Consider the following 21,399-nt stretch of genomic DNA (forward strand, 5'->3'; position numbering starts at 1 on the left):
CGCGCGTGCGCCGCCATGACGAAGCCGGCTCAGTGGCCCGTCTTCAACTGCGCCCACAGACGGTTTTCGAGGCGCAGGATGTCGGCCGGCATCGGCTTCATCAGCACCATCTTCTTCAGCACGTCCTCCGGCGGATAGACGGTCGGGTCCTGCGCGACGGCCGGCGTGACGAACTGGTGCGCCGCCTTGTTCGCGGTCGGATAGAACACCGTGTTGGTGATCGCCGCGTTGACCTTCGCGTCGGACACGTAGTTGATCCACTTCATCGCGGCCTCGGGGTGCGGCGCATCCTTCGGCACCACCATCACGTCGAACCACAGCAGCCCGCCTTCCTTCGGGTTCGAGAACTTGATGTCGTACGCGCGTTTCGCCTCGGCCGCGCGGCGATGCGCGATGCCGACGTCGCCCGACCAGCCGAGCACGACGCACACGTCGTTGTTCGCGAGGTCGTTGATGTAGCCCGACGAGTTGAACTGCGTGATGTACGGGCGAACCTTCTTCAGCACCTCGAACGCGGCCTGGTAGTCGCCGGGGTTCTTGCTGTTCGGATCGCGGCCCATGTACTGCAGCGTCGCCGCGAACACGTCGACCGCCTGGTCGAGGAACGACACGCCGCAGCTCTTCAGCTTCTCCATGTTGGCCGGGTCGAACACCAGCGCCCAGCTGTCGACCGGCGCCTTGTCGCCGAGCGCCTTCTTCACCGCCTGCGCGTTGTAGCCGATGCCGTCGGTGCCGTATGCCCACGGCACGCCGTACTGGTTGCCCGGATCGGCGTCCGCGATCATCTTCATCAGCAGCGGATCGAGGTTCGCGAGATTCGGGATCTTCGACTTGTCGAGCTTCTGGTAGACGCCGGCCTGGATCTGCTTGGCCATGTAGTTCGACGTCGGCACGACGATGTCGTAGCCCGAGCTGCCGGCGAGGAGCTTCGCCTGCAGCGTGTCGTCGCTGTCGTAGTTGTCGTACTTGACGTGGATGCCGGTCTGTTTCTGGAAGTTCGGGATCGTGTCCGGCGCGATGTAGTCGGACCAGTTGTACACGTTCAGCTCGTCCGCGTGGGCGCACGGGCTGGCGACCGACGTGAACGCGGCAGCGGCGGCGAGGGCCGCGATGGAACAGGCTTGGCGAAGAAAGCAGGCACGCATGGTGGAGTTCCCCTGGTTATGGCGGCGTGCGGCGCCCGCCGCACGCCCGTAGTCAAAGCCGTTACGAAAGGCCCAGCTGCTGGGCGGTTGCATCGACGGCTTTCTTCGCCTTCGATACGAGTTCGTCGATTTCCTGACGCGAGATCACGAGCGGCGGCGACAGCAGCATCCGGTCGCCGGTCGCACGCATGACCAGGTTGCCGTTGAAGCAGAAGTCGCGGCAGATCGTGCCCACCTCGCCGCCGTTCGCGAAGCGGCGGCGCTCGGCCGGCGCCTGCGCGAGCTGCAGGCTCGCGACCATCCCCTGGCCGTGCACCTCGCCGACGATCGGATGCTGCGCGAAGGTGTCGCGCATCAGCGCCTGGAAGTACGGGCCCGTGTCGCGCTTCACGCGCTCGACGATGCCTTCGTCGCGCAGCAGCTTCAGGTTCGCGACCGCGACGGCCGCCGCGACCGGGTGGCCCGAGTACGTGAGGCCGTGATTGAACTCGCCGTTGTCGATGATCGGCCGCGCGACGCGCTCGTGAATGCCGACCGCGCCCATCGGCACGTAACCGGACGTGAGGCCCTTGGCCATCGTGATCAGGTCGGGCTCGAAGCCGAAGTGCTGGTGTGCGAACCATTCGCCGGTGCGCCCGAAGCCGCCGATCACTTCGTCGGCGACCAGCAGGATGTCGTACTTGCGGCAGATCCGCTGGATCTCCGGCCAGTACGTCGACGGCGGGAAGATCACGCCGCCCGCGCCCTGGAACGGCTCGCCGATGAACGCGGCGACGTTCTCCGCGCCGAGCTCGAGGATCTTCGCCTCCAGTTGCTGTGCGCGGGCGAGGCCGAACGCTTCGGGCGTCTCGCCCGCTTGCGCTTCGCCGAAGAAGTACGGCTGATCGATGTGCACGATGTGCTCGACCTTCGACGGCATCTGCTCGTGCATGTAGTCCATCCCGCCGAGCGTCGCGCCGGCGATCGTCGAGCCGTGATAGCCGTTGTGGCGCGAGATCACGTACTTCTTCTGCGGCTTGCCCTGCACGCGCCAGTATTGATAGACGAGGCGCAGCACGGTGTCGTTGCCTTCCGAGCCGCTGTTGCAATAGAAGAAGTGGTTGAAGCCCGCGGGCGTGACTTCGGCGAGCATCGCCGACAGTTCGATCACCGGCGGGTGCGTGGTCTTGAAGAACGTGTTGTAGAACGGCAGATCCTGCAGCTGGCGATACGCGGCGTCGGCGAGTTCCTTGCGGCCGTAGCCGACGTTCACGCACCACAGGCCGGCCATCCCGTCGATGATCTTGTTGCCGTCCGAGTCCCACAGGTACACGCCGTCGGCCTTCACGATCACGCGGCTGCCGGCGCGATTGAGCGCGCCCATGTCCGAGAACGGATGGATGTGGTGCGCGGCGTCGAGCGCGCGGTATTCGGCGGTCGTGCGCGCCTGCGTGGTGCGCGGTGCGGTGGCCGGCGCGGCCGGCTGGACCCAGGCGGATTCGTTGCGGTAAGTCATGTTTTCTCCGTATTTCCGTAATGCGATCGTGCGCCGCTTACACGTGCAGCAGCAGATGACGGCGTTCCCACGAGCTGATCACGCGGAAGAACGCTTCGTATTCGGTTTCCTTCAGCGCGAAATACGCCTTCAGGAACTTGTCGCCGAGGATGCCGGCGAGCGGCTCGCACGCGGCCATCAGCGTGAGCCCTTCCTCCAGGTTGCGCGGCAGCTGGTACGGCAGCGAGTAGCCGTCGCTGACGAGCGGCTCGGTCGGCTCGAGGCGCTGCGTCATCCCGAGGTAGCCGGCTGCGAGCGTCGCCGCGAGCGCGAGATACGGGTTGCAGTCGACGCCCGGAATGCGGTTCTCGATGCGGCGCGCGGCCGGCCCCGAATGCGGAATGCGGAAGCCCACCGTGCGGTTGTCGTAGCCCCACTGCACGTTGATCGGCGCGGCCATGAAGCGCGACAGCCGGCGATACGAGTTGATGTACGGCGCGAAGATCGGCATCAGCGCGGGCGTGTACTTCTGCAGCCCGGCGAGGTAGTTGTAGAACAGCGACGTCGCGCCGCCCGTCTCCGGCGACGTGAACAGGTTGCGGCCCGTTTCCTCGTCGACGATGCTCTGGTGCACGTGCATCGCGGAGCCCGGCTCGCCTTCCATCGGCTTGGCCATGAAGGTCGCGTACATGCTGTGGCGCAGCGCGGCCTCGCGCACCGTGCGCTTGAACAGGAACACCTGGTCCGCAAGCGACAGCGCGTCGCCGTGCATGAAGTTGATCTCCATCTGCGCGGCGCCCACTTCGTGGATCAGCGTGTCGATGTCGAGGTTCTGCATTTCGCAGTATTCGTAGATGTCCTCGAACAGCGGATCGAACTCGTTGACGGCCTCGATCGAATACGACTGGCGGCCCGTCTCGGGGCGGCCCGTGCGGCCGACCGGCGGACGCAGCGGCAGGTCCGGATCCTTGTTCATGTCGACCAGGTAGAACTCCAGCTCGGGCGCGACCACGGGCTTCCAGCCCTTCGCCTTGTACAGCTCGAGCACGCGGCGCAGCACGTAGCGCGGCGAGATCTCGACCGGCGAGCCGTCGAAGTGCACGCAGTCGTGGATCACCTGCGCGGTCGGATCGACGGCCCACGGAATCAGGCGGATGGTCGACGTGTCGGGCACGCACACCATGTCGGGGTCGGTCACGCCGGTCAGCGAACCGTCTTCCGGATATTCGCCGGTGACCGTCTGCACCATCACGGCCTGCGGCAGCCGCATCGATTCGCCGGACGTGAACTTGTTGCGCGGCGTGATCTTGCCGCGCGCGATGCCGGCCATGTCGGGGATGATCGCTTCGATCTCGGTGATCCGGTGCTGCTTCAGAAAGTCTTCGATGTCTTGCATGTTCGTTCTCGTTATGTGGGTCGGCGCGCTCATGCGAGCGCAGCGGAGCACGCGGCCTGCGTGCGCGCGTGGCGGCGTGCGCGGCATGCGTCGCCGAACGCGCGGAAGATCGCCGTGGACAGCGGGTCCTGCGCGTGCCGCCATTCCGGATGCCATTGCACGGCGAGCGCGAACGCCGGTGCGTCGACGACGCTGACGGCTTCGATCAGACCGTCCGGCGCGACGGCTTCGACGGCGAGGCCGGCGCCGAGCTGCGCGATGCCTTGCTTGTGCAGCGAGTTGACGTGGACGTCGTCGCGGCCGCCGGCGAGCGTGTGCAGCAGGCCGCCCGGCGTCAGATGCACGACGTGCGCGGGGCCGTACTGCGTGTCCATCGGCGCGTCGTCGTCCTCGCGGTGATCGTCGAGGCCCGGCACTTCGTGCACGCGCTGATGCAGCGTGCCGCCGCAGACGACGTTCAGCTCCTGAAAGCCGCGGCAGACGGCGAGCACCGGCACGCCGGCGTCGAGCGCGGCGCGCAGCAGCGGCAGCGTCGTCGCGTCGCGGGCCGGATCGTGCTTGGTGCCGGGCGCGCTCGGCTCGCCGCCGTATCGATGCGGCTCGACGTTCGAGTAGCTGCCGGTAAACAGCAGGCCGTCGACCGTCGCGAGCACGTCGTCCACCGACTGGCGATCGCCGAGCGCGGGCAGCACCATCGCAAGCGCGTGCGCGCCGTCGACGATCGCCGCGACGTACTTGTCGCCGACCGTATGCGACGCGTGAGCGCCGATCTGCGTGAGGTCGGCAGTGATGCCGACGAGAGGTTTCCTTTCCATGACGTCTATCAGTTGTGCGTAGGGCGTGTGCGTGCGCGGTTCCCGAACGTGCAGGAACGCAGGCGCGACACGGCCCCGCAGCCGCGCGCAACACGCGAGGCCGCTGATGAATGGGCACGACGGGACGATTGGCGACCCGTGCTGTGCGCGACGGTCAGGCCGTCGTTCGTTTCGCTGCGCGACGCGACGCAGCAACGAATGCGCGAACGCGTTCCGTCACCGCGCGGATGGCGCGGTTAGCGAGCAGGCAGCAGAAACGAACGACGAAAAAGGGGAGAGGCGCTACGGCAGCAGCGACGCGACTTCGTCGGTGTCGACGGCCACGAATGCACGTGCGGAAACAGCGTTGTGACGCCGAACGGAACGACGGGACAGGATGGTGTAGATCGACAGGTGCAGCAGGCGAGGACTATGCCAGCCGCAACTGCCATCGGAAGCGGGGCCGGCGCTGCGCGAACTTCGCGCATCGCGTCGATCCCACCTCACCAGAGGGCCACGGACTCTCACGATTACACTCGACTGGGTTGTTGAAAGTATTGAACACCTGATCGTTTCGGCGCGCGAGGCGTTTAAAATAATCGAGGTGCCCGATCCGCATCATTGACGTCGAACTGCACCGGTTTTTGCGTTGCGATAACGCTTTTGGTGCGGATGATCGACGAATGACGCTGACCTGAGAGCCAGCATATACGAGCCAAAAACGCCGTCAAATGTTTTTTGTCGGTGTCGTGTCAGGGCTTTCCCGAGGCATTCCGAATAAAAGATTCTTAAATGGAATGACCCGCTCGCTGTTCATTATTTCGAACGCCTTTCAGGGTTTTCCCCGCTGATCCGGGCGATAAAGTGATTAGAATATTCAACGGCAGCCAATGCGTCGCTTCACTTTTTTCCCGCACTCCTATCGTGTCCGAAACCGAATCGATGTCCACTGAAGTCGCCGAGCGTCTGCGTTTCGTGCGCAACAAGCATGGCCTGTCGCAGCGCGAGCTCGCAAAGCGCGCGGGCGTCACCAACGGCGCGATCTCGCTGATCGAACAGGGGCGCGTGAGCCCGTCGGTCGGCTCGCTGAAGAAGCTGCTCGAATGTATTCCGATGAGTCTCGCCGAGTTCTTCACGTTCGAACTGGTCGAGTCGCGCTCGGTCGTGTCGCGTCGCGATCAGATGCCGAACCTCGGCAACGACGCGCTCGCGTTTCATCTCGTCGGCGCGGGCGTGAAGGATCGCAACATGTGCATCATGCGCGAGATCTATCAGCCGCTCGCCGATACCGGCGCGGAGATGCTCGCGCATGCGGGGCACGAGGGCGGCGTCGTCGTGTCGGGGCGGCTCGAGCTGACCGTCGACGGCGAGACGTGGCTGCTCGATCCCGGAGACGGCTACTACTTCGAAAGCCGTTTGCCGCACCGTTTTCGCAATCCCAGCGCGGAGCAGCTCTGCGAGGTCGTGTCGGCCAATTCGCCGGCCACCTTCTGACCGCGCATCACCGCATTCGCCGCCGGCAGCGTTGCCGTTGCGCGGCGTGCCGCAGCGCGAATGCCAAACAATGAGAAATCCTGATGAACAAGTTGACTTTGGCTGACTGGCAGGACAAGGCGGCGTCGCTCCGGATCGAAGGGCGCGCATTCATCGACGGCGCGTCGCGCGACGCGCACGGCGGCAAGACGTTCGACTGCGTGAGCCCGATCGACGGCCGCGTGCTCGCGAAGGTGGCTGACTGCGGCGAAGCCGACGTGAACGCGGCGGTCGCGGCCGCGCGGCGTGCGTTCGACGCCGGCGTGTGGGCCGGGCTGAACCCGCGCGCGCGCAAGGCCGTGCTGCTGCGCTGGGCCGCGCTGATGCGCACGCATCTCGACGAACTCGCGCTGCTCGAGACGCTCGATGCGGGCAAGCCGATCGGCGACACGACGACGGTCGACGTGCCGGGCGCCGCGTATTGCGTCGAGTGGTTCGCCGAAGCGATCGACAAGGTCGGCGGCGAAGTCGCGCCGGCCGATCATCATCTGGTGGGCCTCGTCACGCGCGAGCCGGTCGGCGTGGTCGCGGCGGTCGTGCCGTGGAACTTCCCGATCCTGATGGCCGCGTGGAAGTTCGGGCCGGCGCTCGCGGCCGGCAACAGCGTCGTGCTGAAGCCGTCGGAGAAATCGCCGCTGACCGCGATCCGGGTCGCGCAGCTCGCGTACGAGGCCGGCATCCCGGCCGGCGTGTTCAACGTCGTGCCGGGCGCGGGCGAGCCGGGCAAGCTGCTCGCGCTGCATCGCGACGTCGACTGCATCGCGTTCACCGGCTCGACCGCGGTGGGCAAGCTGATCATGCAGTACGCCGCGCAGTCGAACCTCAAGCGCGCGTGGCTCGAGCTCGGCGGCAAGTCGCCGAACATCGTGCTGCCCGATTGTCCGGATCTCGAGCGCGCCGCGCAGGCCGCCGCGGGCGCGATCTTCTACAACATGGGCGAGATGTGCACGGCCGGCTCGCGCCTGCTCGTGCATCGCGACATCAAGGACGCGTTCATCGAGAAGCTGGTCGCGGCCGCGCGTGCGTACGTGCCGGGCAATCCGCTCGATCCGTCGGTGTCGATGGGCGCGATCGTCGACGGCATCCAGCTCGAGCGCGTGCTCGGCTACATCGAAGCGGGGCGCAGCGAGGGCACGCTGGTCACCGGCGGCGCGCGCGTGCGGCAGGAGACGGGCGGCTTCTACGTCGAGCCGACCGTGTTCGAGGTGAAGCCCGACGCGAAGATCGCGCGCGAGGAGATCTTCGGGCCGGTGCTGTCGGTGATCGTGTTCGACGATGTCGACGAGGCCGTGCGGATCGCGAACGACACCGAATACGGGCTCGCGGCCGCCGTCTGGACGTCGGACCTGACGACCGCGCACGACGTGTCGCGCCGGCTGCGCGCGGGCACGGTGTGGGTGAACTGCTACGACGAAGGCGGCGACATGAACTTCCCGTTCGGCGGCTACAAGCAGTCGGGCAACGGCCGCGACAAGTCGCTGCATGCGCTCGAGAAATACACCGAGCTGAAGTCGACGCTGATTCGGTTGCGTTGAGGTGGGAGCGGGGCGCGTGGCGCCGTACCGCCGCCGCGCCCCGTCTGCGTCAAGCCGCGCGCAGCGTCGGATGGAAGCCCGCGGCCTCGATCACCGATTGCACGCGTTCGGCGCCCTGCGCCGATTCGACCTTGACCGTCTTCGCGGCCACGTCGATGTCGAGCTTCGCGGCGGGATCGGCGGCCGTCACCGCGCGCGTGATCGCATTGGCACAGCCGCCGCAGGTCATGTCCTGGACTTCGAATTCCATCGTGTTCTCCTGAGTTGACGATTGACGAGTAGGTTCAGCATGAAGCTTGCCATGGTGGGAAGGTCAAGCGGCGCGCGAGGGTTTTCGTCAGCGTGAAGTCAGACGAATCGATCGCCTCCGCCCGTCCGAATTTTTCCCGATTGACGGTGCGATGACGGGGCCAAAACGCGCCGCTCGCGTTGCCCGGCGCGGTGCGGCACGTGCGCGCACCCATCGATCTTCCCGATTGCTTTAAGGATACGCCAGGGTGAAAATGCGAATCGCTCTTAATATCAATCCGCTTCGGCATTTCACCTCATGATGCACATGAATCGTTTCGCTCTCGGTTTCGCCGTCGCCCTGCTCGGCGCATCGGCCAGCTCCGCATTCGCCGCCGACGACGTCGTCAACCTGACGTTGAAGGACCACAAGTTTTCGCCCGACGGCGTGACGATCCCGGTCGGCAAGCGCGTGAAGTTCGTCGTGAAGAACCTCGACGCGACGCCCGCGGAATTCGAGAGCGACGACTTCAAGGCGGAGAAGGTCGTGCCGGCCGGCAAGTCGGTCGAGATCCTCGTCGGGCCGCTGAAGGCCGGGACTTACGAGTTCCACGACGAGTATCACGAAGCGCAGTCGAAGACGCACCTCACCGTCAAGTAAGCGGACGCCGCCATGCTGTCAACTGCCCTGATCGTGTTCCGTGAAGTGCTCGAGGCCGCGCTCGTCGTGTCGATCGTGATGGCCGCCACGAAGGGCGTGCCGCGCCGCGGCTGGTGGGTCGGCGGCGGGCTCGTCGGCGGCGTGATCGGCGCGGGCCTGATCGCGGCGTTCGCCGACGCGATCTCGCAGTGGGCGTCCGGCATGGGGCAGGAAGTCTTCAACGCGGGCGTGATGTTCGTCGCGACGCTGATGCTGGCGTGGCACTGCATCTGGATGAGCCGGCACGGCCGTGAGATCGCGCTGCAGATGGGCGAGGTCGGCCGCGCGGTGGCGGCCGGCAGCCGGCCGCTGACGGGGCTCGCGATCGTGGTCGGCGCGGCAGTGCTGCGCGAAGGCTCGGAGGCCGTGCTGTTCCTGTACGGCATCGCGGCCGGCGACCCTGGGCAGACGCCGCAGATGATCGCCGGCGGCCTGCTCGGCGTGCTCGGCGGCGCGGGCCTCGGCTACGCGATGTACGCGGGCCTGCTGCAGATTCCGCTGAAACGCCTGTTCTCGGTCACCAACGTGCTGATCGTGCTGCTCGCGGCCGGGATGGCGAGCCAGTGCGTGGGCTTTCTGCTCGCCGCGGGCCTCGTGCCGTCGTGGGGCGATGCGGTGTGGGACACGTCGTGGCTGCTGAAGGAATCGAGCGTCGTCGGCAAGGCGCTGCATGCGCTGATCGGCTATACCGCGCGTCCGGCCGGCATCCAGATCGCCGCGTACGTCGCGACGCTGGTCGCGATCGTCGCGCTGGCACGGCTCGTCGGCCGGCCGCAGCCGGCCGTGCGGCCGCCGCGCGCCGCGGCCTGAATTTCCGCTATCCGCATGCAACAAGGGGCGTCGTCGACGCCCCTTGTTGCATGCGCCCGTCGTGCGGGCCGTTCACTGATGACCGTCGATCCACGCGCGGGCCCATTCGAGGCCGGCTTCGCGCGCTTCGTCCTCGGTATCGAACACGCCGAGCACGCCCGACGCTTCGACGAGCCGGTTGTTCTGCGTGATCGTGCCGCTCGCCGCGAACCGTTCGGGTTGCAGGATCTCGTCCTGCTGCAGGATCGCATGGCCCCAGATCTGGTAGCCGTGATAGGTCTGCGCTTCCATTATCGCGTCACCTCCGCGGAGCGGCTGCCGGTGCCGACGCGCAGCACGTTGCCGTCCGGCGTGTATTGCCGCGGGATGTCGGAGAAGCCAAGCGCGTGCTGCGGGTCCGGCGCGGCCGGCTGCATCACGGTGAGCCGGCCGGGCGCGGGCTGCGCGACCGGGCGCGGCGCGGCCGGCGCGTCGGCCGCCGCGGCAGGCGGTCGATGCGGCGTGGCTTTGACGGCTTGCGCGACGCGGCGCTTGTGCGGCTTGACGGAAGCCTTCGGTTGAGCGCTGGCGTGCTTTTCCGCGGTCTTGCCGCCGGCATGCGAGTCGGCACTGCTGCCGGTACGTGCGGTAGGCGTATGGGCATCCGCCGCGTGCGCGGCCGGCGTGCGCGCCTCGGGCGGGTTCCAGACCTCGACGTAGTGCTCGGCCGCCCAGCCCGTCGACGCGACGCTCAGCGCCAGCAATCCGCATCCAAACAGTCTTACCATGGTCTCTCCGTCAGTCTCGTCGGCGCGCCGGGCTGCGCTGCGCCGATTGCTTATTCCACCGTCACCGACTTCGCGAGGTTGCGCGGCTTGTCGACGTCGGTGCCGCGCGCGCACGCGGTGTGATACGCGAGCAGCTGCAGCGGCACGACGTGCAGGATCGGTGACAGCTGCCCGTAGTGTTCCGGCATCCGGATCACGTGCAGGCCGTCGTCGTTGACGATCTGCGTGTCGGCGTCGGCGAACACGTACAGCTCGCCGCCGCGCGCGCGCACTTCCTGCATGTTCGACTTCAGCTTCTCGAGCAGCGTGTCGTTCGGCGCGACCGTGACGACCGGCATCGCTTCCGTGACGAGCGCGAGCGGCCCGTGCTTCAGCTCGCCGGCCGGATAGGCTTCGGCGTGGATGTACGAGATTTCCTTCAGCTTCAGCGCGCCTTCGAGCGCGATCGGGTAATGCAGCCCGCGGCCGAGGAACAGCGCGTTTTCCTTGCGTGCGAATTCCTCCGACCACGCGATGATCTGCGGCTCGAGCGCGAGCACGCTGTTCAGCGCGGCCGGCAGGTGGCGCAGCTGCTTCAGGAATTGCGCTTCCTGCGCGGCGTCGACGTGCCCGCGCAGCTTGCCGAGCGTCGCCGCCAGCACGAACAGCGCGACGAGCTGCGTCGTGAACGCCTTGGTCGACGCGACGCCGATCTCGGTGCCCGCGTGCGTGAGGAACTGCATCTCGGTGAGCCGCACCATCGCGCTCGTCGCGACGTTGCACACGGCGAGCGTGTGCGTGTGGCCGAGCGACTGCGCGTGCTTGAGCGCCGCGAGCGTGTCGGCCGTCTCGCCCGACTGCGAGATCACGAGCACGAGCTGGCGCGGGTTCGGCACCGACTCGCGGTAGCGGTATTCGCTCGCGATCTCGACCTGGGTCGGGATCTTCGCGATCGATTCGAGCCAGTACTTCGCGGTGAGGCCCGAGTAGTAGCTGGTGCCGCACGCGAGGATCAGCAGGCTGTCGATGTTCGCGAACGCAGCGCTTGCCGCCGCGCCGAACAGCGTCGGCTCGAACGCTTCGGTTTGCGGCACCGTGTCGCTGATCGCGCGCGGCTGCTCGAAGATTTCCTTCTGCATGAAGTGGCGATAGGGGCCGAGCTCGACCGCGCCGCCGTACGCGCTGACCACGCGCGTCTCGCGCTCGACGAGCGCGCCGTGGCGATCGACGATCTTCACGCCGTCGAGCGACAGTTCGCAGACGTCGCCTTCTTCGAGGAACGTGAAGCGGTCGGTGCTGCCGGCCAGCGCGAGCGCATCGGACGCGAGGAAGTTCTCGCCGTCGCCGTGGCCGACCACGAGCGGCGAGCCCTGGCGCGCGCCGACGACGGTGTGCGGCTGATCCTTGTGCGTGACCGCGATCGCGTATGCGCCGTGCAGCTGCTGCACGGCCTCGCGCACCGCTTCGAACAGATCGCCGCGATACAGGCTGTGCACCAGATGCGCGATCACTTCGGTGTCGGTCTGCGACACGAACTCGTAGCCCTTCGCGCGCAGCGCGTCGCGCAGCGTCTCGAAGTTCTCGATGATGCCGTTGTGGACCAGCGCGAGCGCGTTCGACGAGAAGATCGGATGGGCATTCTGCGTGACGGGCGCGCCGTGCGTGGCCCAGCGCGTGTGCGCGACGCCGGTCGTGCCTTCGAGATGGGCTTCGTGGACCTGCGCGTCGAGATCGGCGACGCGCGCGACGCTGCGCGCGCGGCGCGGTGCGTCGGGTTCGAGCACGGCGACGCCGCACGAATCGTAGCCACGGTATTCGAGGCGCCGCAATCCTTCGATCAGCACCGGAACGATATTACGCTGCGCAACTGCGCCGACAATGCCGCACATGAGTCGTCAATCCCTGTAAGTCGAAGCGGGCGCCGTGCCGACGCCCGCCGTAGATGTTCAGCTTTTCTTCTTGACCGGGCGGACGTAGCCGCTCTTCGCGGTCTGCGTCTTCTCGTTCAATGCGAGCGTGCCTTCGGCGACGTCCTTCCAGACCGTCGTGCCGGCCGCGATCGTCACGCCCCGGCCGACGCGCACCGGCGCGACGAGCTGCGTGTCCGAGCCGACGAACACGTCGTCCTCGATCACGGTGCGGAACTTGTTCGCGCCGTCGTAGTTGCAGGTGATCGTGCCCGCGCCGATGTTCACGCGCGCGCCGATGTCGGCGTCGCCGATGTAGGTCAGGTGGTTCGCCTTCGAGCCGTGGCCGATCACCGCGTTCTTCACCTCGACGAAGTTGCCGACGTGCGCCTCGTCCGCGAGCTGCGCGCCGGGGCGCAGCCGCGCGTACGGGCCGATCACGGTGTTCGCGCCGAGCTGGGCGCCGTCGATGTGCGTGAACGCGTCGATGCGCGTGCCCACGCCGATCGACGCGTTGCGGATCACGCAGTTCGGGCCGACCGTCACGTCGTCGGCGAGCGTCACGTCGCCTTCGAACACGCAGTTCACGTCGATCGACACGTCGCGGCCGCAGCGCAGCGTGCCGCGCACGTCGACGCGCGCCGGATCGGCCAGCGTGACGCCTTCGACGAGCAGCGCATCGGCGACGTTGCGCTGATGGATGCGCTCCAGCTCCGCGAGCTGCGCCTTGCTGTTCACGCCGAGCGTTTCCCACTCGTCGTCGGGCTGCGTGGTGACGATCTCGAAGCCGGCCTCGATCGCGAGCTCGACCACGTCGGTCAGGTAGTACTCGCCCTGCGCGTTCTCGTTCTTCAGCGCGCCGAGCCACATCGACAGCTGCGCGGTCGGCGTGACGATGATGCCGGTGTTGATCTCGGCGATCTTCAACTGCTCGGGCGACGCGTCCTTCTGCTCGACGATGCGCGTGACGAAGCCCGCCGCGTCGCGCAAGATTCGGCCGTAACCGGTCGGCTCGTCGAGCGTGACGGTCAGAATCCCGTAGCGGCCGTCGTGTGCCGCGTCGACCAGACGCTTGAGCGTCGTTGCACGCGTGAGCGGCACGTCGCCGTACAGCACGAGCGTCGGTTGCGCGGAATCGAGCAGCGGCAGCGCCTGGCGCACCGCGTGGCCGGTGCCGAGCTGCTCGGCCTGCACCGCGAACTGCACGTCGGGCGCGGCGACCGCGGCCTGCACCTGCTCGGCGCCATGCCCGACGACGACGACGAGCCGGGACGGCTGCAGCGTGCGCGCGGTAGCGATGACGTGGGAGAGGAGCGGCCTGCCGGCCAGGGGATGGAGCACTTTCGGCAGCGCGGAACGCATGCGCTTGCCGGTGCCTGCCGCCAAAATCACGATATTCATGGCGCCAGCTTGTCAGAGGAGTTCGAAGCCGTCCATTTTAGCATGCGGCCCCTGGCGTCCCGGGCCTGTCGCGGCGCGGCGACAGCGCCGCAACGGGCGCTCGCGCGCCGTCGCGACGCGCGTTCCGGCCCCTGCTTACAGGTCGTCGAACTGTACGATGGAGATCGGCCGCGCGGCGCCGCTCGTCGTGTTGCCCGCCGCGTTGCCCGCGGCATCGCCGGACGCGCACGGCTCCTCGTCGAACGCGATGTCGCCCAGCGGATCGGCCACGCCGGTCGCGCGCAGCGACGCGAACGGGAACAGGCCGGTATCCATCAGGTGCGACGGCACGACGTTGGCGAGCGCGCTGAACATGTTGTCGACACGGCCCGGGAAGCGCTTGTCCCATTCGCGGATCAGCGCCTTCATTTCCGCGCGCTTCAGGTTCGGCTGGCTGCCGCACAGGTTGCACGGGATGATCGGGAATTCGCGCAGCTCGGCGTATTTCTCGAGATCGGTTTCCTTCACGTACGCGAGCGGGCGGATCACGACGTTCCTGCCGTCGTCCGACTGCAGCTTCGGCGGCATCCCCTTCAGCTTGCCGCCGTAGAACATGTTCAGCAGCAGCGTCTGCAGGATGTCGTCGCGGTGATGGCCGAGCGCGATCTTGGTCGCGCCGAGCTCGCCGGCCACGCGGTACAGGATCCCGCGGCGCAGCCGCGAGCACAGCGAGCAGGTCGTCTTGCCCTCCGGCACGAGCCGCTTGACGATGCTGTAGGTGTCCTGGTTCTCGATGTGGAACGGCACGCCGATCTGCGTCAGGTATTCCGGCAGCACGTGCTCGGGGAAGCCCGGCTGCTTCTGGTCGAGGTTGACCGCGACGATGTCGAAGTCGATCGGCGCGCGCTCGCGCAGGCGCAGCAGCACGTCGAGCATCGCATAACTGTCCTTGCCGCCCGACAGGCAGACCATCACCTTGTCGCCGGCCTCGATCATGTTGTAATCGCCGATCGCCTGGCCGACCTGGCGCGCGATCCGCTTGAACAGCTTGTTGTTTTCGTACGCTTCCTTCTGCTCGCGGCGCGTCAGCGCGCGGCGGCCGGAGTCGGCGGCGATGGCTTCGGTGGCGGCGCCGTCGGCCGCCGTGTCGTTCGTTTGGGGGGCGTTCATGCGCGCTCCTCGTCCTTGATGCGAAAGACTTCGACGCCGACGGCGTCGCAGTCCGGATAGGCGTCCGGTTTCTCGGTACAGACGCGTACCGCGCGCACGGCATCGTGCGCCAGCAGGGTCGCGGCGATCGCGTCGCACAGCGTTTCCTGCAGATGGATGTGGCCGCGCGCGAGACATTGCGCGACGCTTTGCTTCATCAGATCGTAGTCGACGACTTCATGCAGCCGGTCGTCGATCGGGGTCGACTGCGCGAGCGGCACGAACAGGTCGACGTTGATGACGACGCGCTGCTCGCCGCGCTTCTCGTGTTCGAAGGCCCCGATGTTGATGTGCACCTCGTAGTCGCGCAGGTAGAGCCTGCGGCAGTCCGCGAGGCGGGGGTGCAGGAGAGCGGAAAACATGGTCGTCCCAGTCAAATTGGCGTGCGCACACGCAAAGCGGCGCGGGCGGCGGCCCGCGGGCCGCGCGCTCGCGCGCGATTCATTCATTCGGGCCGGCGTCCGGCGGCACCAGGTGCTCGCCGCCGTCGACGGTCAGCGTCGCGCCCGTGACGCCGGGCGCGCTCGCCAGATAGCAGGCGGCCGCGGCGATGTCGTCGGCCTGCGGCGCGTGGCCGCGCACCAGCGCCGCGACCCGCACCTTCGGCGCGAGCGACAGCGCCAGCGCGGCGGTCGCGCGGTTCAGCGCGGCCTGCATCAGCGCATGCGAGAACTGCGCGGGCGCCGGGTGAAACAGTGCCTGATCGAGCACGTGGATCGCGCACGCGCGCAGCGCCTCGTCGTCGCGCGCCGCGTCGGGCGTCGCGTCGGCGAGCGCGCGGGCCAGCGCGAGCGCGGCCGTCACGTTGCGCGCGAGCGCGCCGGCCAGCGCCGCGCCGTCGGCCGTGTGCGCGTCGTCGGCGCCCGCGCACGCGCTGACGAACACCGCGCACGCCGGGCGGCCCAGCGCCGCGCCGCACGCGGCGACCAGCCCGCCGGCGTCGGTCTCCCGCGCCAGATCGGCGTCGAGCACGACCGCGCGGCGGCCGCGCGCGGCGACTTCGGCGATCAGCGCGTCGGCCGCCGCACGCGGCGCGCCGGGGCTGCGCTGCAGCGCGACGTCCCAGCCGCGCTGCGCGAATTGCGTCGCGAGCGCACGGCCGAGCGTGGCGGCGTCGGCCGCGCTGCCGAGCGCGCCGGCGACGAGCGCGATGCGCGGGGGCGACGTATCGGCTGAAACGGTCATTTACAATGCCGGGATGAACCCGAAAGCTCACGAACCCGCTAGTTTACCTGCTCCCGGCCCCGACGCGCTCGCGCAGTCCGAAACCCTTGCCGCGCAACTGCGCGACGAGATCGCGGCGGCCGGCGGCTGGCTGCCGTTCGATCGCTTCATGGAGCGCGCGCTGTATGCGCCCGGCCTCGGCTATTACAGCGGCGGCGCGCGCAAGTTCGGCCGCCGCGCCGACGACGGCAGCGACTTCGTGACGGCCCCCGAGCTGTCGCCGCTGTTCGCGCAGACGCTCGCGAATCCGGTCGCGGACGCGCTCGCGGCGAGCGGCACGCGTCGCGTGATGGAATTCGGCGCGGGCACCGGCAAGCTCGCGGCCGGGCTGCTCGCGGCGCTCGACGCGCTCGGCGTCGAACTCGACGAATACCTGATCGTGGATCTGTCCGGCGAGCTGCGCGAGCGGCAGCGCGAGACGATCGCGGCCGCCGCGCCGGCGCTCGCCGGCAAGGTGCGCTGGCTCGACGCGCTGCCGGAGCGCTTCGACGGCGTCGTGGTCGGCAACGAGGTGCTCGACGCGATGCCGGTGCGCCTGTTCGCGAAGGCGGGCGACACGTGGCTCGAGCGCGGCGTCGCGCTCGACGCGCGGCACGCGTTCGTGTTCGAAGACCGCCCGGCGGGCGCGGCCGGCGTGCCGGCGGTGCTCGCGACGCTCGACGTCGGCGACGGCTACGTGACCGAGACGCACGAAGCCGCGCTCGCGTTCACGCGCACCGTGTGCACGATGCTCGCGCGCGGCGCGGTGCTGCTGGTCGACTACGGCTTTCCGGCGCACGAGTACTACCATCCGCAGCGCGAGCGCGGCACGCTCATGTGCCACTACCGCCACCACGCGCACGACGATCCGTTCCTGTATCCGGGGCTGCAGGACATCACCGCGCACGTCGAATTCACCGGCATCTACGAAGCCGGCATCGCGACCGGCGCGGACCTGCTCGGCTACACGTCGCAGGCGCGCTTCCTGTTGAACGCGGGCGTCACCGACGCGCTGGCCGCCATCGATCCGTCCGATATCCGCGCATTCCTGCCGGCCGCCAATGCGGTGCAGAAACTGATTTCGGAAGCGGAAATGGGCGAGCTGTTCAAGGTGATCGGCTTCTCGCGCGGCATCGACGGCACGCTCGACGCGTTTGCGCGCGGCGACCGCTCGCACGCGCTCTGAAGGGAGCCGGCGATGCTGCGCTGGCTGATGACGTCGTTCGTCGCGGTGATGATCCTGACGCGCTGCTGGCCGTGGCTCGGCAAGCTGGGCGTCGGGCGCCTGCCGGGCGACGTCACGCTCACACTGGGCGGCCGGCGCTACCCGTTCCCGTTCATGTCGACGCTGGTGCTGACGATGCTTCTGTCGATGGTCGCGCGGCTGCTGTGAGCGGCCCGCAACGGCGGCGGCGCGCCACGGCTGGGGTCGTGGCGCGCGCTTGAGGGTTGGGTTGGTGGCGGCGCGTGAGTCGAAGCTCGAGGTCCAAGCCCGAGGATCAACGCTCGCGGATCAAAGCGCACATCTCAAAGCTCGATCTCGCCGAGGATCCGGTGCGCGAGCGCGATCGCTTCCTCGAATGCCTCTTCCTCGCTCGTGCTCGTCGTATGGACGTCGTAGCGCATGTTTTCGGTCTCGCTGCCGTCGTCCCGGGCGAGGATCACGTAGCCCTGGAACTGGCCGTTGCCGGCGTGGTGCGTATGCGCCTTGGCCGTGTAGATGCCTTTCGTGAACGTGTTCGTGTCCATCATCGTGCCTCTCCCGCAGTAGGACGCCTCATCGTAGCACTGCGGCGCAGCATGTACAGCGCCGCGAAACGGCGACCGATCGACGCGTCGCCGGTGCCCCGTTCGCGGCCCGTCCGCGCCCCGTCACGCGTCATCGTTCGAGCAGCGCCACGACCTCGTCGAGCGTCGGCGCATGGGCGCCCGTATGCCGGCACGCCGCCGCACCGGCCGCGAGCGCGAATGCGAGGTGCTCGCGCCACGAACGCTGTGGCGCGGCCATCAGGCTGAACAGCATCCCGCCGATCGACGCGTCGCCCGCACCGACCGTATCGACCACTTCGACGCGCGGCGGGCTTGCCTCGAGCACGTCGTCGCCGGCGTAGAGCGTGGCCGCTTGCGCGCCGCGCGTGACGAACACCGCCGCACGCGGGTTCAGCGCGCGCACGGCGGCGACCGCGTCGGGGCCGTCGCCGCCGAACAGGTGGCGCAGGTCCTCGTCCGACACCTTGATCAGGTCGGCGAGGCCGGCCATCTTCTCGAGCGTCGGCCGATACGCGGCCGTCATCAGGTTGCGGTAGTTCGGATCGAAGCTGATCTTCACGCCGCGCGCGTGCAGCTGCGCCGCCAGCGCGACCAGCGTGCTCGCGAGCGGCTCGCGCACCAGGCTGATGCAGCCGAAGTGCGCCCACTTCACGTGCTCGGCCCAGCCCTGCGGCAGCCGCGCGGGATCGAACGCGAGGTCGGCGCTCGCGTCGCCGATGAAGAAGTATGCGGGCGGGCGCGTCTCGTGCACGATCGCGAGCAGCGGCGCACGCGGCACGCGCTGCAGGAACCGCAGGTCGAGGCCGGCGGCCTCGCTCGCGCGCCACAGCACGTCGGAGAAGCAGTCCTCGCCGATCGCGCCGGCCAGCGCGCTCGGCGAGCCGAGCCGCGCGACCGCGCGCGCCACGTTCCAGCCGGCGCCGCCCGGCACCGAGGTCCATTGCGCGTCGCCTGCGCGCACCATGTCGGTCAGGATGTCGCCCGCCGACACGAAAGCCGGGAAGGTGCCGCCGCTCATTGCGTCGTCTCGCTGCGCGCCGCGCGCGCCAGGGTCGCGAGCACGTCGTAGCACGCGCCCATCGTGTGATAGTCGGTCTTGCCGGCCGGGCTCTTCTCGTCGCTGTACTTGCGGTTGTCGCAGGTGAGGATGCGGTACCACGCGCCGTAGCGGTGATCGACGAAGTGCGCCCAGCTGTAGCGCCAGATCTCGTCGTACCAGTCCCAGAAACGCTCGCTGCCGGTGCGCGCGCCGAGCATCGCGGCCGCCGCGAAGGTCTCCGCCTGCACCCAGAAATACTTGTTGTGATCGCAGATCGTGAAGTCGGGGCCGAAGCCGTAGCAGAGGCCGCCGTGATCGGCGTCCCACGCGTGCGCGAGCGCCGCGTCGAACAGCTCGGTCGCGCGCGGCACCAGCCAGTCGAGCGGCCGGTGGCGTTCGAGGATCAGCAGCAGCTTCGCCCATTCGGTCTGGTGGCCGGGCTGGAAGCCCCACGGCCGGAAGATGTTCGAGCTGTCTTCCTTGTTGTAGTCCCAGTCGACCGACCAGTCCGCATGGAAGTGCTCCCACACGAGGCCGCCCGACAGCGCCGCCTGGCGCTGCGTGATGTGGCTCGCGACCTTTTCCGCGCGATCCAGATACGTGAGGTGGCCGGTCGCCTCGTACGCGGCGAGCAGCGCTTCGGTCATGTGCATGTTCGCGTTCTGGCCGCGGTACGACGATACGTGCCAGTTCGGCGTCGCGTCGTCGGCATAGAGGCCGGCGGCGGCGTCCCAGAAGCGGTGCTCGGCGAGCTCGAAGGTCGATGCGATCAGCGCGCGTGCTTCGTCGATGCCCGCCATCGTCGCGTGCGCGGCGGCGAGCAGCACGAACGCGAGCCCGTAGCAGTGGCGTGTGGCGTCGAGCGTGGCCTGCTTGCGGCCGTCGCGCCACTCGAGTTCCCAGTCGTAGCCCTGCAGCGCGTCGTCCCAGTGCGCGTCGCGCAGGAAGCGCAGGCCGTGGCGCGCGTAGTCGAGGTGGCGCGTATCGCCGAAATGCCGGTAAGCCATCGCGTAGTTGTAGACGAACCGGCAGCTGCTCACCAGATGCCGCGACGTGGGGTTGTAAATGCTGCCGTCGTCGCGGAAATAGTGGTGGAAGCCGCCCGTCGGGTCGAACGCGTTCGCCGCGTAGAAGCGCAGCGTGTCCTCGACGTGCGACAGCAGGAACGACGGATCGCGGAAGCTCGCGACGAACGGCGCCGCTTGCGCGTGACCGGCCGGCGCGGCCGGAGTGGGTTGGACCGGAGGCATGTTCATGATTCGTGGACCGTGGCGGTATCGAGTGCCGGTGAGCCGGCGGGCTGGCTGCTGGCCCGCACGATCAGCTCGACGGGCAGGGAGATCTCGGTGTGCTCGGGCGCTTCCGCGAGCAGCAGTTCGACGCCGCGGCGGCCGAGCGCCTCCTTGTCGACGGCGAGCGTCGTGAGCGGCGGGTTCGCGTGCGCGGCGGCCGGGATGTCGTCGAAGCCGACGATCGCGATGTCCTGCGGAATCCGCAGGCCGCGCGCGATGCAGACGCGCTGCGCGGCGAGCGCGGCGGCGTCGTTGTATGCGAACACCGCGTCGGGGCGCGGGCCGGGCGCGTCGAGCAGTTGCTCCATCGCGCGCGCGGCGCCGGTGTCGGGGTCGAGGCCGGCGTCGATCGTCACTTCGTAGGCGGGATCGAACAGCTTGCCGGCCTCGAAGAACGCGCGCCGATAGCCGATCGCGCGCTGCGCGATGCTGTAGTGCGCGGCCGAGCCGCCGATGAACGCGATGCGCGAGCGGCCGGTGGCGAGCAGGTGGCGCATCGCGAGCGCGGCGCCGGTCGCATTGTCGATGTTCACCGAACGCAGGCCGGGCGCCCACAGGTCGATCAGCACGAGCGGCCGGCCGGTCGCCGCGAGCGCCTCGATCGTCTCGGGCTCGATGAAGCCGGCTACCGCAATCGCGTCGGGCGCGTGCGGACGCATCTGGCGCAGCACGTCGTCGTTCGGCCCGACCGTGAGCAGCGTGGGCACGATGCCGCGTTCGCGACAGGCGTCTTCGACGCCGTGCAGCACGTGCGAGAAGAACGGGCTCGCGGGAAAGCGGTTGTGCTGGCGATGCAGCAGGAAGGTGAGCCGGCGGATGCGCGGCCGCAACTGCGCCTGGTCGTAGCCGAGCCGGTGCGCGATTTCGACGATGCGCGCGCGCGTGGCCTCGGACAGGCCGGGCTGGTTTTTCAGCGCGCGCGAGACGGTGCCGATCGAGACCTCTGCCGCCCGCGCCACGTCGCGAATGGTGGTGCCCATCGTTCGGGTCCGGTTTGTTTAGGGTGAAGGCGATTGTATAGTAAAAATCCGGGCGCAATTCGGGCCGGATAACCGGGGAATACCCGGAAATAACGGGTTTTTAGGTGCTAATCTGCGAAAACGACGTAACTAAAAATACTAAACAAAACGCGGGAAAGGCAAGGTTGGTGTGGGGCGGTGTTGCGGTGCGCGGGTGGTCGGCGTGAAGTTGCTCATGGGAGCGGCGGCCAGAGAAGGGGCGCGGCGCGGTGGCGGGGG

23 protein-coding genes are annotated in these 21,399 nt (G+C 68.3%); 6 read left to right on the plus strand and 17 right to left on the minus strand.

Translation table 11 applies throughout. The features are described from left to right. Nucleotides 1–29: 29 nt before the first annotated feature. From C3Y15_RS24535 to C3Y15_RS32410, 5 genes are all read right to left on the minus strand, one after another. Nucleotides 30–1,145: a polyamine ABC transporter substrate-binding protein gene (locus C3Y15_RS24535; RefSeq protein ID WP_011886235.1), complete on the minus strand. Its 1,116-nt coding sequence runs from the start codon at nucleotides 1,143–1,145 to the stop codon at nucleotides 30–32. Between the two features lie 61 nt (nucleotides 1,146–1,206). Beyond that, nucleotides 1,207–2,640, minus strand: coding sequence for an aspartate aminotransferase family protein (locus C3Y15_RS24540; protein WP_014723790.1), 1,434 nt, complete (start codon nucleotides 2,638–2,640; stop codon nucleotides 1,207–1,209). Nucleotides 2,641–2,677: 37 nt separating this feature from the next. Beyond that, entirely contained in the window at nucleotides 2,678–4,015 is a 1,338-nt protein-coding gene (locus tag C3Y15_RS24545; protein WP_011886233.1) for a glutamine synthetase family protein, read from the minus strand. A gap of 29 nt (nucleotides 4,016–4,044) precedes the next feature. Further along, nucleotides 4,045–4,830 carry a gamma-glutamyl-gamma-aminobutyrate hydrolase family protein gene (locus C3Y15_RS24550; RefSeq protein ID WP_011886232.1) on the minus strand — a complete coding sequence of 262 codons (786 nt, stop codon included), beginning with the start codon at nucleotides 4,828–4,830 and terminating at the stop codon, nucleotides 4,045–4,047. 282 nt (nucleotides 4,831–5,112) lie between these two features. Next, on the minus strand, nucleotides 5,113–5,337 hold the full coding sequence (locus tag C3Y15_RS32410) for a hypothetical protein (RefSeq protein WP_011886231.1): 225 nt from the start codon (nucleotides 5,335–5,337) through the stop codon (nucleotides 5,113–5,115). 414 nt (nucleotides 5,338–5,751) lie between these two features. Here C3Y15_RS32410 and C3Y15_RS24560 point away from each other — a divergent pair, with 414 nt between their 5' ends. Further along, nucleotides 5,752–6,303, plus strand: coding sequence for a cupin domain-containing protein (locus C3Y15_RS24560; RefSeq protein WP_011886230.1), 552 nt, complete (start codon nucleotides 5,752–5,754; stop codon nucleotides 6,301–6,303). Nucleotides 6,304–6,386: 83 nt separating this feature from the next. Further along, nucleotides 6,387–7,877, plus strand: a complete 1,491-nt coding sequence (locus C3Y15_RS24565; protein ID WP_014723787.1) for an aldehyde dehydrogenase — start codon at nucleotides 6,387–6,389, stop codon at nucleotides 7,875–7,877. 49 nt (nucleotides 7,878–7,926) lie between these two features. On the opposite strand, the gene C3Y15_RS24570 is transcribed toward C3Y15_RS24565, so the two are convergent. Continuing rightward, nucleotides 7,927–8,127 carry a heavy-metal-associated domain-containing protein gene (locus tag C3Y15_RS24570; protein WP_011886228.1) on the minus strand — a complete coding sequence of 67 codons (201 nt, stop codon included), beginning with the start codon at nucleotides 8,125–8,127 and terminating at the stop codon, nucleotides 7,927–7,929. Between the two features lie 306 nt (nucleotides 8,128–8,433). Here C3Y15_RS24570 and C3Y15_RS24575 point away from each other — a divergent pair, with 306 nt between their 5' ends. Beyond that, the gene (locus C3Y15_RS24575) at nucleotides 8,434–8,766 is read left to right on the plus strand and encodes a cupredoxin domain-containing protein (RefSeq protein ID WP_060082516.1); all 333 of its coding nucleotides are present in this window, start codon (nucleotides 8,434–8,436) and stop codon (nucleotides 8,764–8,766) included. Nucleotides 8,767–8,778: 12 nt separating this feature from the next. Beyond that, nucleotides 8,779–9,615, plus strand: a complete 837-nt coding sequence (locus C3Y15_RS24580; RefSeq protein ID WP_014723785.1) for an FTR1 family protein — start codon at nucleotides 8,779–8,781, stop codon at nucleotides 9,613–9,615. 72 nt (nucleotides 9,616–9,687) lie between these two features. Here the strand turns inward: C3Y15_RS24580 and C3Y15_RS24585 are convergent, their stop codons facing one another. From C3Y15_RS24585 to C3Y15_RS24615, 7 genes are all read right to left on the minus strand, one after another. Beyond that, nucleotides 9,688–9,906: a hypothetical protein gene (locus C3Y15_RS24585; protein WP_011886225.1), complete on the minus strand. Its 219-nt coding sequence runs from the start codon at nucleotides 9,904–9,906 to the stop codon at nucleotides 9,688–9,690. Next, nucleotides 9,906–10,382 carry a hypothetical protein gene (locus tag C3Y15_RS24590; protein WP_014723784.1) on the minus strand — a complete coding sequence of 159 codons (477 nt, stop codon included), beginning with the start codon at nucleotides 10,380–10,382 and terminating at the stop codon, nucleotides 9,906–9,908. Before C3Y15_RS24590 ends, C3Y15_RS24585 begins: the two co-directional genes overlap by 1 nt. Before the next feature lie 50 nt (nucleotides 10,383–10,432). Further along, a complete protein-coding gene (gene glmS / locus C3Y15_RS24595) occupies nucleotides 10,433–12,250 on the minus strand; it encodes a glutamine--fructose-6-phosphate transaminase (isomerizing) (protein ID WP_014723783.1) in 1,818 nt (605 codons plus the stop codon). Nucleotides 12,251–12,307: 57 nt separating this feature from the next. Further along, the gene (gene glmU / locus C3Y15_RS24600) at nucleotides 12,308–13,669 is read right to left on the minus strand and encodes a bifunctional UDP-N-acetylglucosamine diphosphorylase/glucosamine-1-phosphate N-acetyltransferase GlmU (protein WP_124260201.1); all 1,362 of its coding nucleotides are present in this window, start codon (nucleotides 13,667–13,669) and stop codon (nucleotides 12,308–12,310) included. 135 nt (nucleotides 13,670–13,804) lie between these two features. Then, the gene (gene ttcA, locus C3Y15_RS24605) at nucleotides 13,805–14,818 is read right to left on the minus strand and encodes a tRNA 2-thiocytidine(32) synthetase TtcA (protein ID WP_014723781.1); all 1,014 of its coding nucleotides are present in this window, start codon (nucleotides 14,816–14,818) and stop codon (nucleotides 13,805–13,807) included. Further along, a complete protein-coding gene (locus tag C3Y15_RS24610; protein ID WP_034192505.1) occupies nucleotides 14,815–15,219 on the minus strand; it encodes a dihydroneopterin aldolase in 405 nt (134 codons plus the stop codon). The genes ttcA and C3Y15_RS24610 overlap by 4 nt, the downstream gene beginning before the upstream one ends. Nucleotides 15,220–15,298: 79 nt before the next feature. Beyond that, nucleotides 15,299–16,042 carry an SDR family oxidoreductase gene (locus C3Y15_RS24615; protein WP_059605825.1) on the minus strand — a complete coding sequence of 248 codons (744 nt, stop codon included), beginning with the start codon at nucleotides 16,040–16,042 and terminating at the stop codon, nucleotides 15,299–15,301. Nucleotides 16,043–16,055: 13 nt separating this feature from the next. On the opposite strand from C3Y15_RS24615, the gene C3Y15_RS24620 reads away from it, so the two are divergent. Both C3Y15_RS24620 and C3Y15_RS24625 read left to right on the plus strand, forming a co-directional pair. After that, nucleotides 16,056–17,246 carry an SAM-dependent methyltransferase gene (locus C3Y15_RS24620; RefSeq protein ID WP_046424082.1) on the plus strand — a complete coding sequence of 397 codons (1,191 nt, stop codon included), beginning with the start codon at nucleotides 16,056–16,058 and terminating at the stop codon, nucleotides 17,244–17,246. A gap of 12 nt (nucleotides 17,247–17,258) precedes the next feature. Beyond that, nucleotides 17,259–17,453: a DUF2905 domain-containing protein gene (locus tag C3Y15_RS24625; protein ID WP_011886217.1), complete on the plus strand. Its 195-nt coding sequence runs from the start codon at nucleotides 17,259–17,261 to the stop codon at nucleotides 17,451–17,453. 134 nt (nucleotides 17,454–17,587) lie between these two features. Here the strand turns inward: C3Y15_RS24625 and C3Y15_RS24630 are convergent, their stop codons facing one another. The 4 genes from C3Y15_RS24630 to C3Y15_RS24645 form a co-directional block, all read right to left on the minus strand. Continuing rightward, nucleotides 17,588–17,809 carry a hypothetical protein gene (locus C3Y15_RS24630; protein WP_011886216.1) on the minus strand — a complete coding sequence of 74 codons (222 nt, stop codon included), beginning with the start codon at nucleotides 17,807–17,809 and terminating at the stop codon, nucleotides 17,588–17,590. A 130-nt stretch (nucleotides 17,810–17,939) separates the two neighbouring features. Beyond that, nucleotides 17,940–18,848, minus strand: coding sequence for a carbohydrate kinase (locus tag C3Y15_RS24635; protein ID WP_069246348.1), 909 nt, complete (start codon nucleotides 18,846–18,848; stop codon nucleotides 17,940–17,942). Beyond that, nucleotides 18,845–20,125 (minus strand): AGE family epimerase/isomerase, encoded by a 1,281-nt coding sequence (locus C3Y15_RS24640; protein ID WP_041493907.1) that lies wholly within the window; start codon nucleotides 20,123–20,125, stop codon nucleotides 18,845–18,847. Before C3Y15_RS24640 ends, C3Y15_RS24635 begins: the two co-directional genes overlap by 4 nt. Next, nucleotides 20,122–21,141, minus strand: a complete 1,020-nt coding sequence (locus C3Y15_RS24645; protein WP_014723774.1) for a LacI family DNA-binding transcriptional regulator — start codon at nucleotides 21,139–21,141, stop codon at nucleotides 20,122–20,124. The genes C3Y15_RS24640 and C3Y15_RS24645 overlap by 4 nt, the downstream gene beginning before the upstream one ends. Nucleotides 21,142–21,399: the final 258 nt, after the last annotated feature.

The organism is Burkholderia sp. B10, assembly GCF_004368385.1.
GTDB lineage: Bacteria > Pseudomonadota > Gammaproteobacteria > Burkholderiales > Burkholderiaceae > Burkholderia > Burkholderia vietnamiensis.

Excerpts from the sequence above, each read along its gene's own strand:
- C3Y15_RS24615 (WP_059605825.1), bottom strand. The coding sequence starts at position 16,042 with ATGACCGTTTCAGCCGATACGTCGCCCCCGCGCATCGCGCTCGTCGCC.
- C3Y15_RS24580 (WP_014723785.1), top strand. The coding sequence starts at position 8,779 with ATGCTGTCAACTGCCCTGATCGTGTTCCGTGAAGTGCTCGAGGCCGCG.
- C3Y15_RS24565 (WP_014723787.1), top strand. The coding sequence starts at position 6,387 with ATGAACAAGTTGACTTTGGCTGACTGGCAGGACAAGGCGGCGTCGCTC.
- C3Y15_RS24540 (WP_014723790.1), bottom strand. The coding sequence starts at position 2,640 with ATGACTTACCGCAACGAATCCGCCTGGGTCCAGCCGGCCGCGCCGGCC.
- C3Y15_RS24575 (WP_060082516.1), top strand. The coding sequence starts at position 8,434 with ATGAATCGTTTCGCTCTCGGTTTCGCCGTCGCCCTGCTCGGCGCATCG.
- glmU (WP_124260201.1), bottom strand. The coding sequence starts at position 13,669 with ATGAATATCGTGATTTTGGCGGCAGGCACCGGCAAGCGCATGCGTTCC.
- C3Y15_RS24545 (WP_011886233.1), bottom strand. The coding sequence starts at position 4,015 with ATGCAAGACATCGAAGACTTTCTGAAGCAGCACCGGATCACCGAGATC.
- C3Y15_RS24585 (WP_011886225.1), bottom strand. The coding sequence starts at position 9,906 with ATGGAAGCGCAGACCTATCACGGCTACCAGATCTGGGGCCATGCGATC.
- C3Y15_RS24535 (WP_011886235.1), bottom strand. The coding sequence starts at position 1,145 with ATGCGTGCCTGCTTTCTTCGCCAAGCCTGTTCCATCGCGGCCCTCGCC.
- C3Y15_RS24640 (WP_041493907.1), bottom strand. The coding sequence starts at position 20,125 with ATGAACATGCCTCCGGTCCAACCCACTCCGGCCGCGCCGGCCGGTCAC.
- C3Y15_RS24570 (WP_011886228.1), bottom strand. The coding sequence starts at position 8,127 with ATGGAATTCGAAGTCCAGGACATGACCTGCGGCGGCTGTGCCAATGCG.
- glmS (WP_014723783.1), bottom strand. The coding sequence starts at position 12,250 with ATGTGCGGCATTGTCGGCGCAGTTGCGCAGCGTAATATCGTTCCGGTG.
- C3Y15_RS24590 (WP_014723784.1), bottom strand. The coding sequence starts at position 10,382 with ATGGTAAGACTGTTTGGATGCGGATTGCTGGCGCTGAGCGTCGCGTCG.
- C3Y15_RS24645 (WP_014723774.1), bottom strand. The coding sequence starts at position 21,141 with ATGGGCACCACCATTCGCGACGTGGCGCGGGCGGCAGAGGTCTCGATC.
- ttcA (WP_014723781.1), bottom strand. The coding sequence starts at position 14,818 with ATGAACGCCCCCCAAACGAACGACACGGCGGCCGACGGCGCCGCCACC.
- C3Y15_RS24635 (WP_069246348.1), bottom strand. The coding sequence starts at position 18,848 with ATGAGCGGCGGCACCTTCCCGGCTTTCGTGTCGGCGGGCGACATCCTG.
- C3Y15_RS24620 (WP_046424082.1), top strand. The coding sequence starts at position 16,056 with ATGAACCCGAAAGCTCACGAACCCGCTAGTTTACCTGCTCCCGGCCCC.
- C3Y15_RS24560 (WP_011886230.1), top strand. The coding sequence starts at position 5,752 with ATGTCCACTGAAGTCGCCGAGCGTCTGCGTTTCGTGCGCAACAAGCAT.
- C3Y15_RS24630 (WP_011886216.1), bottom strand. The coding sequence starts at position 17,809 with ATGGACACGAACACGTTCACGAAAGGCATCTACACGGCCAAGGCGCAT.
- C3Y15_RS24625 (WP_011886217.1), top strand. The coding sequence starts at position 17,259 with ATGCTGCGCTGGCTGATGACGTCGTTCGTCGCGGTGATGATCCTGACG.
- C3Y15_RS24610 (WP_034192505.1), bottom strand. The coding sequence starts at position 15,219 with ATGTTTTCCGCTCTCCTGCACCCCCGCCTCGCGGACTGCCGCAGGCTC.
- C3Y15_RS24550 (WP_011886232.1), bottom strand. The coding sequence starts at position 4,830 with ATGGAAAGGAAACCTCTCGTCGGCATCACTGCCGACCTCACGCAGATC.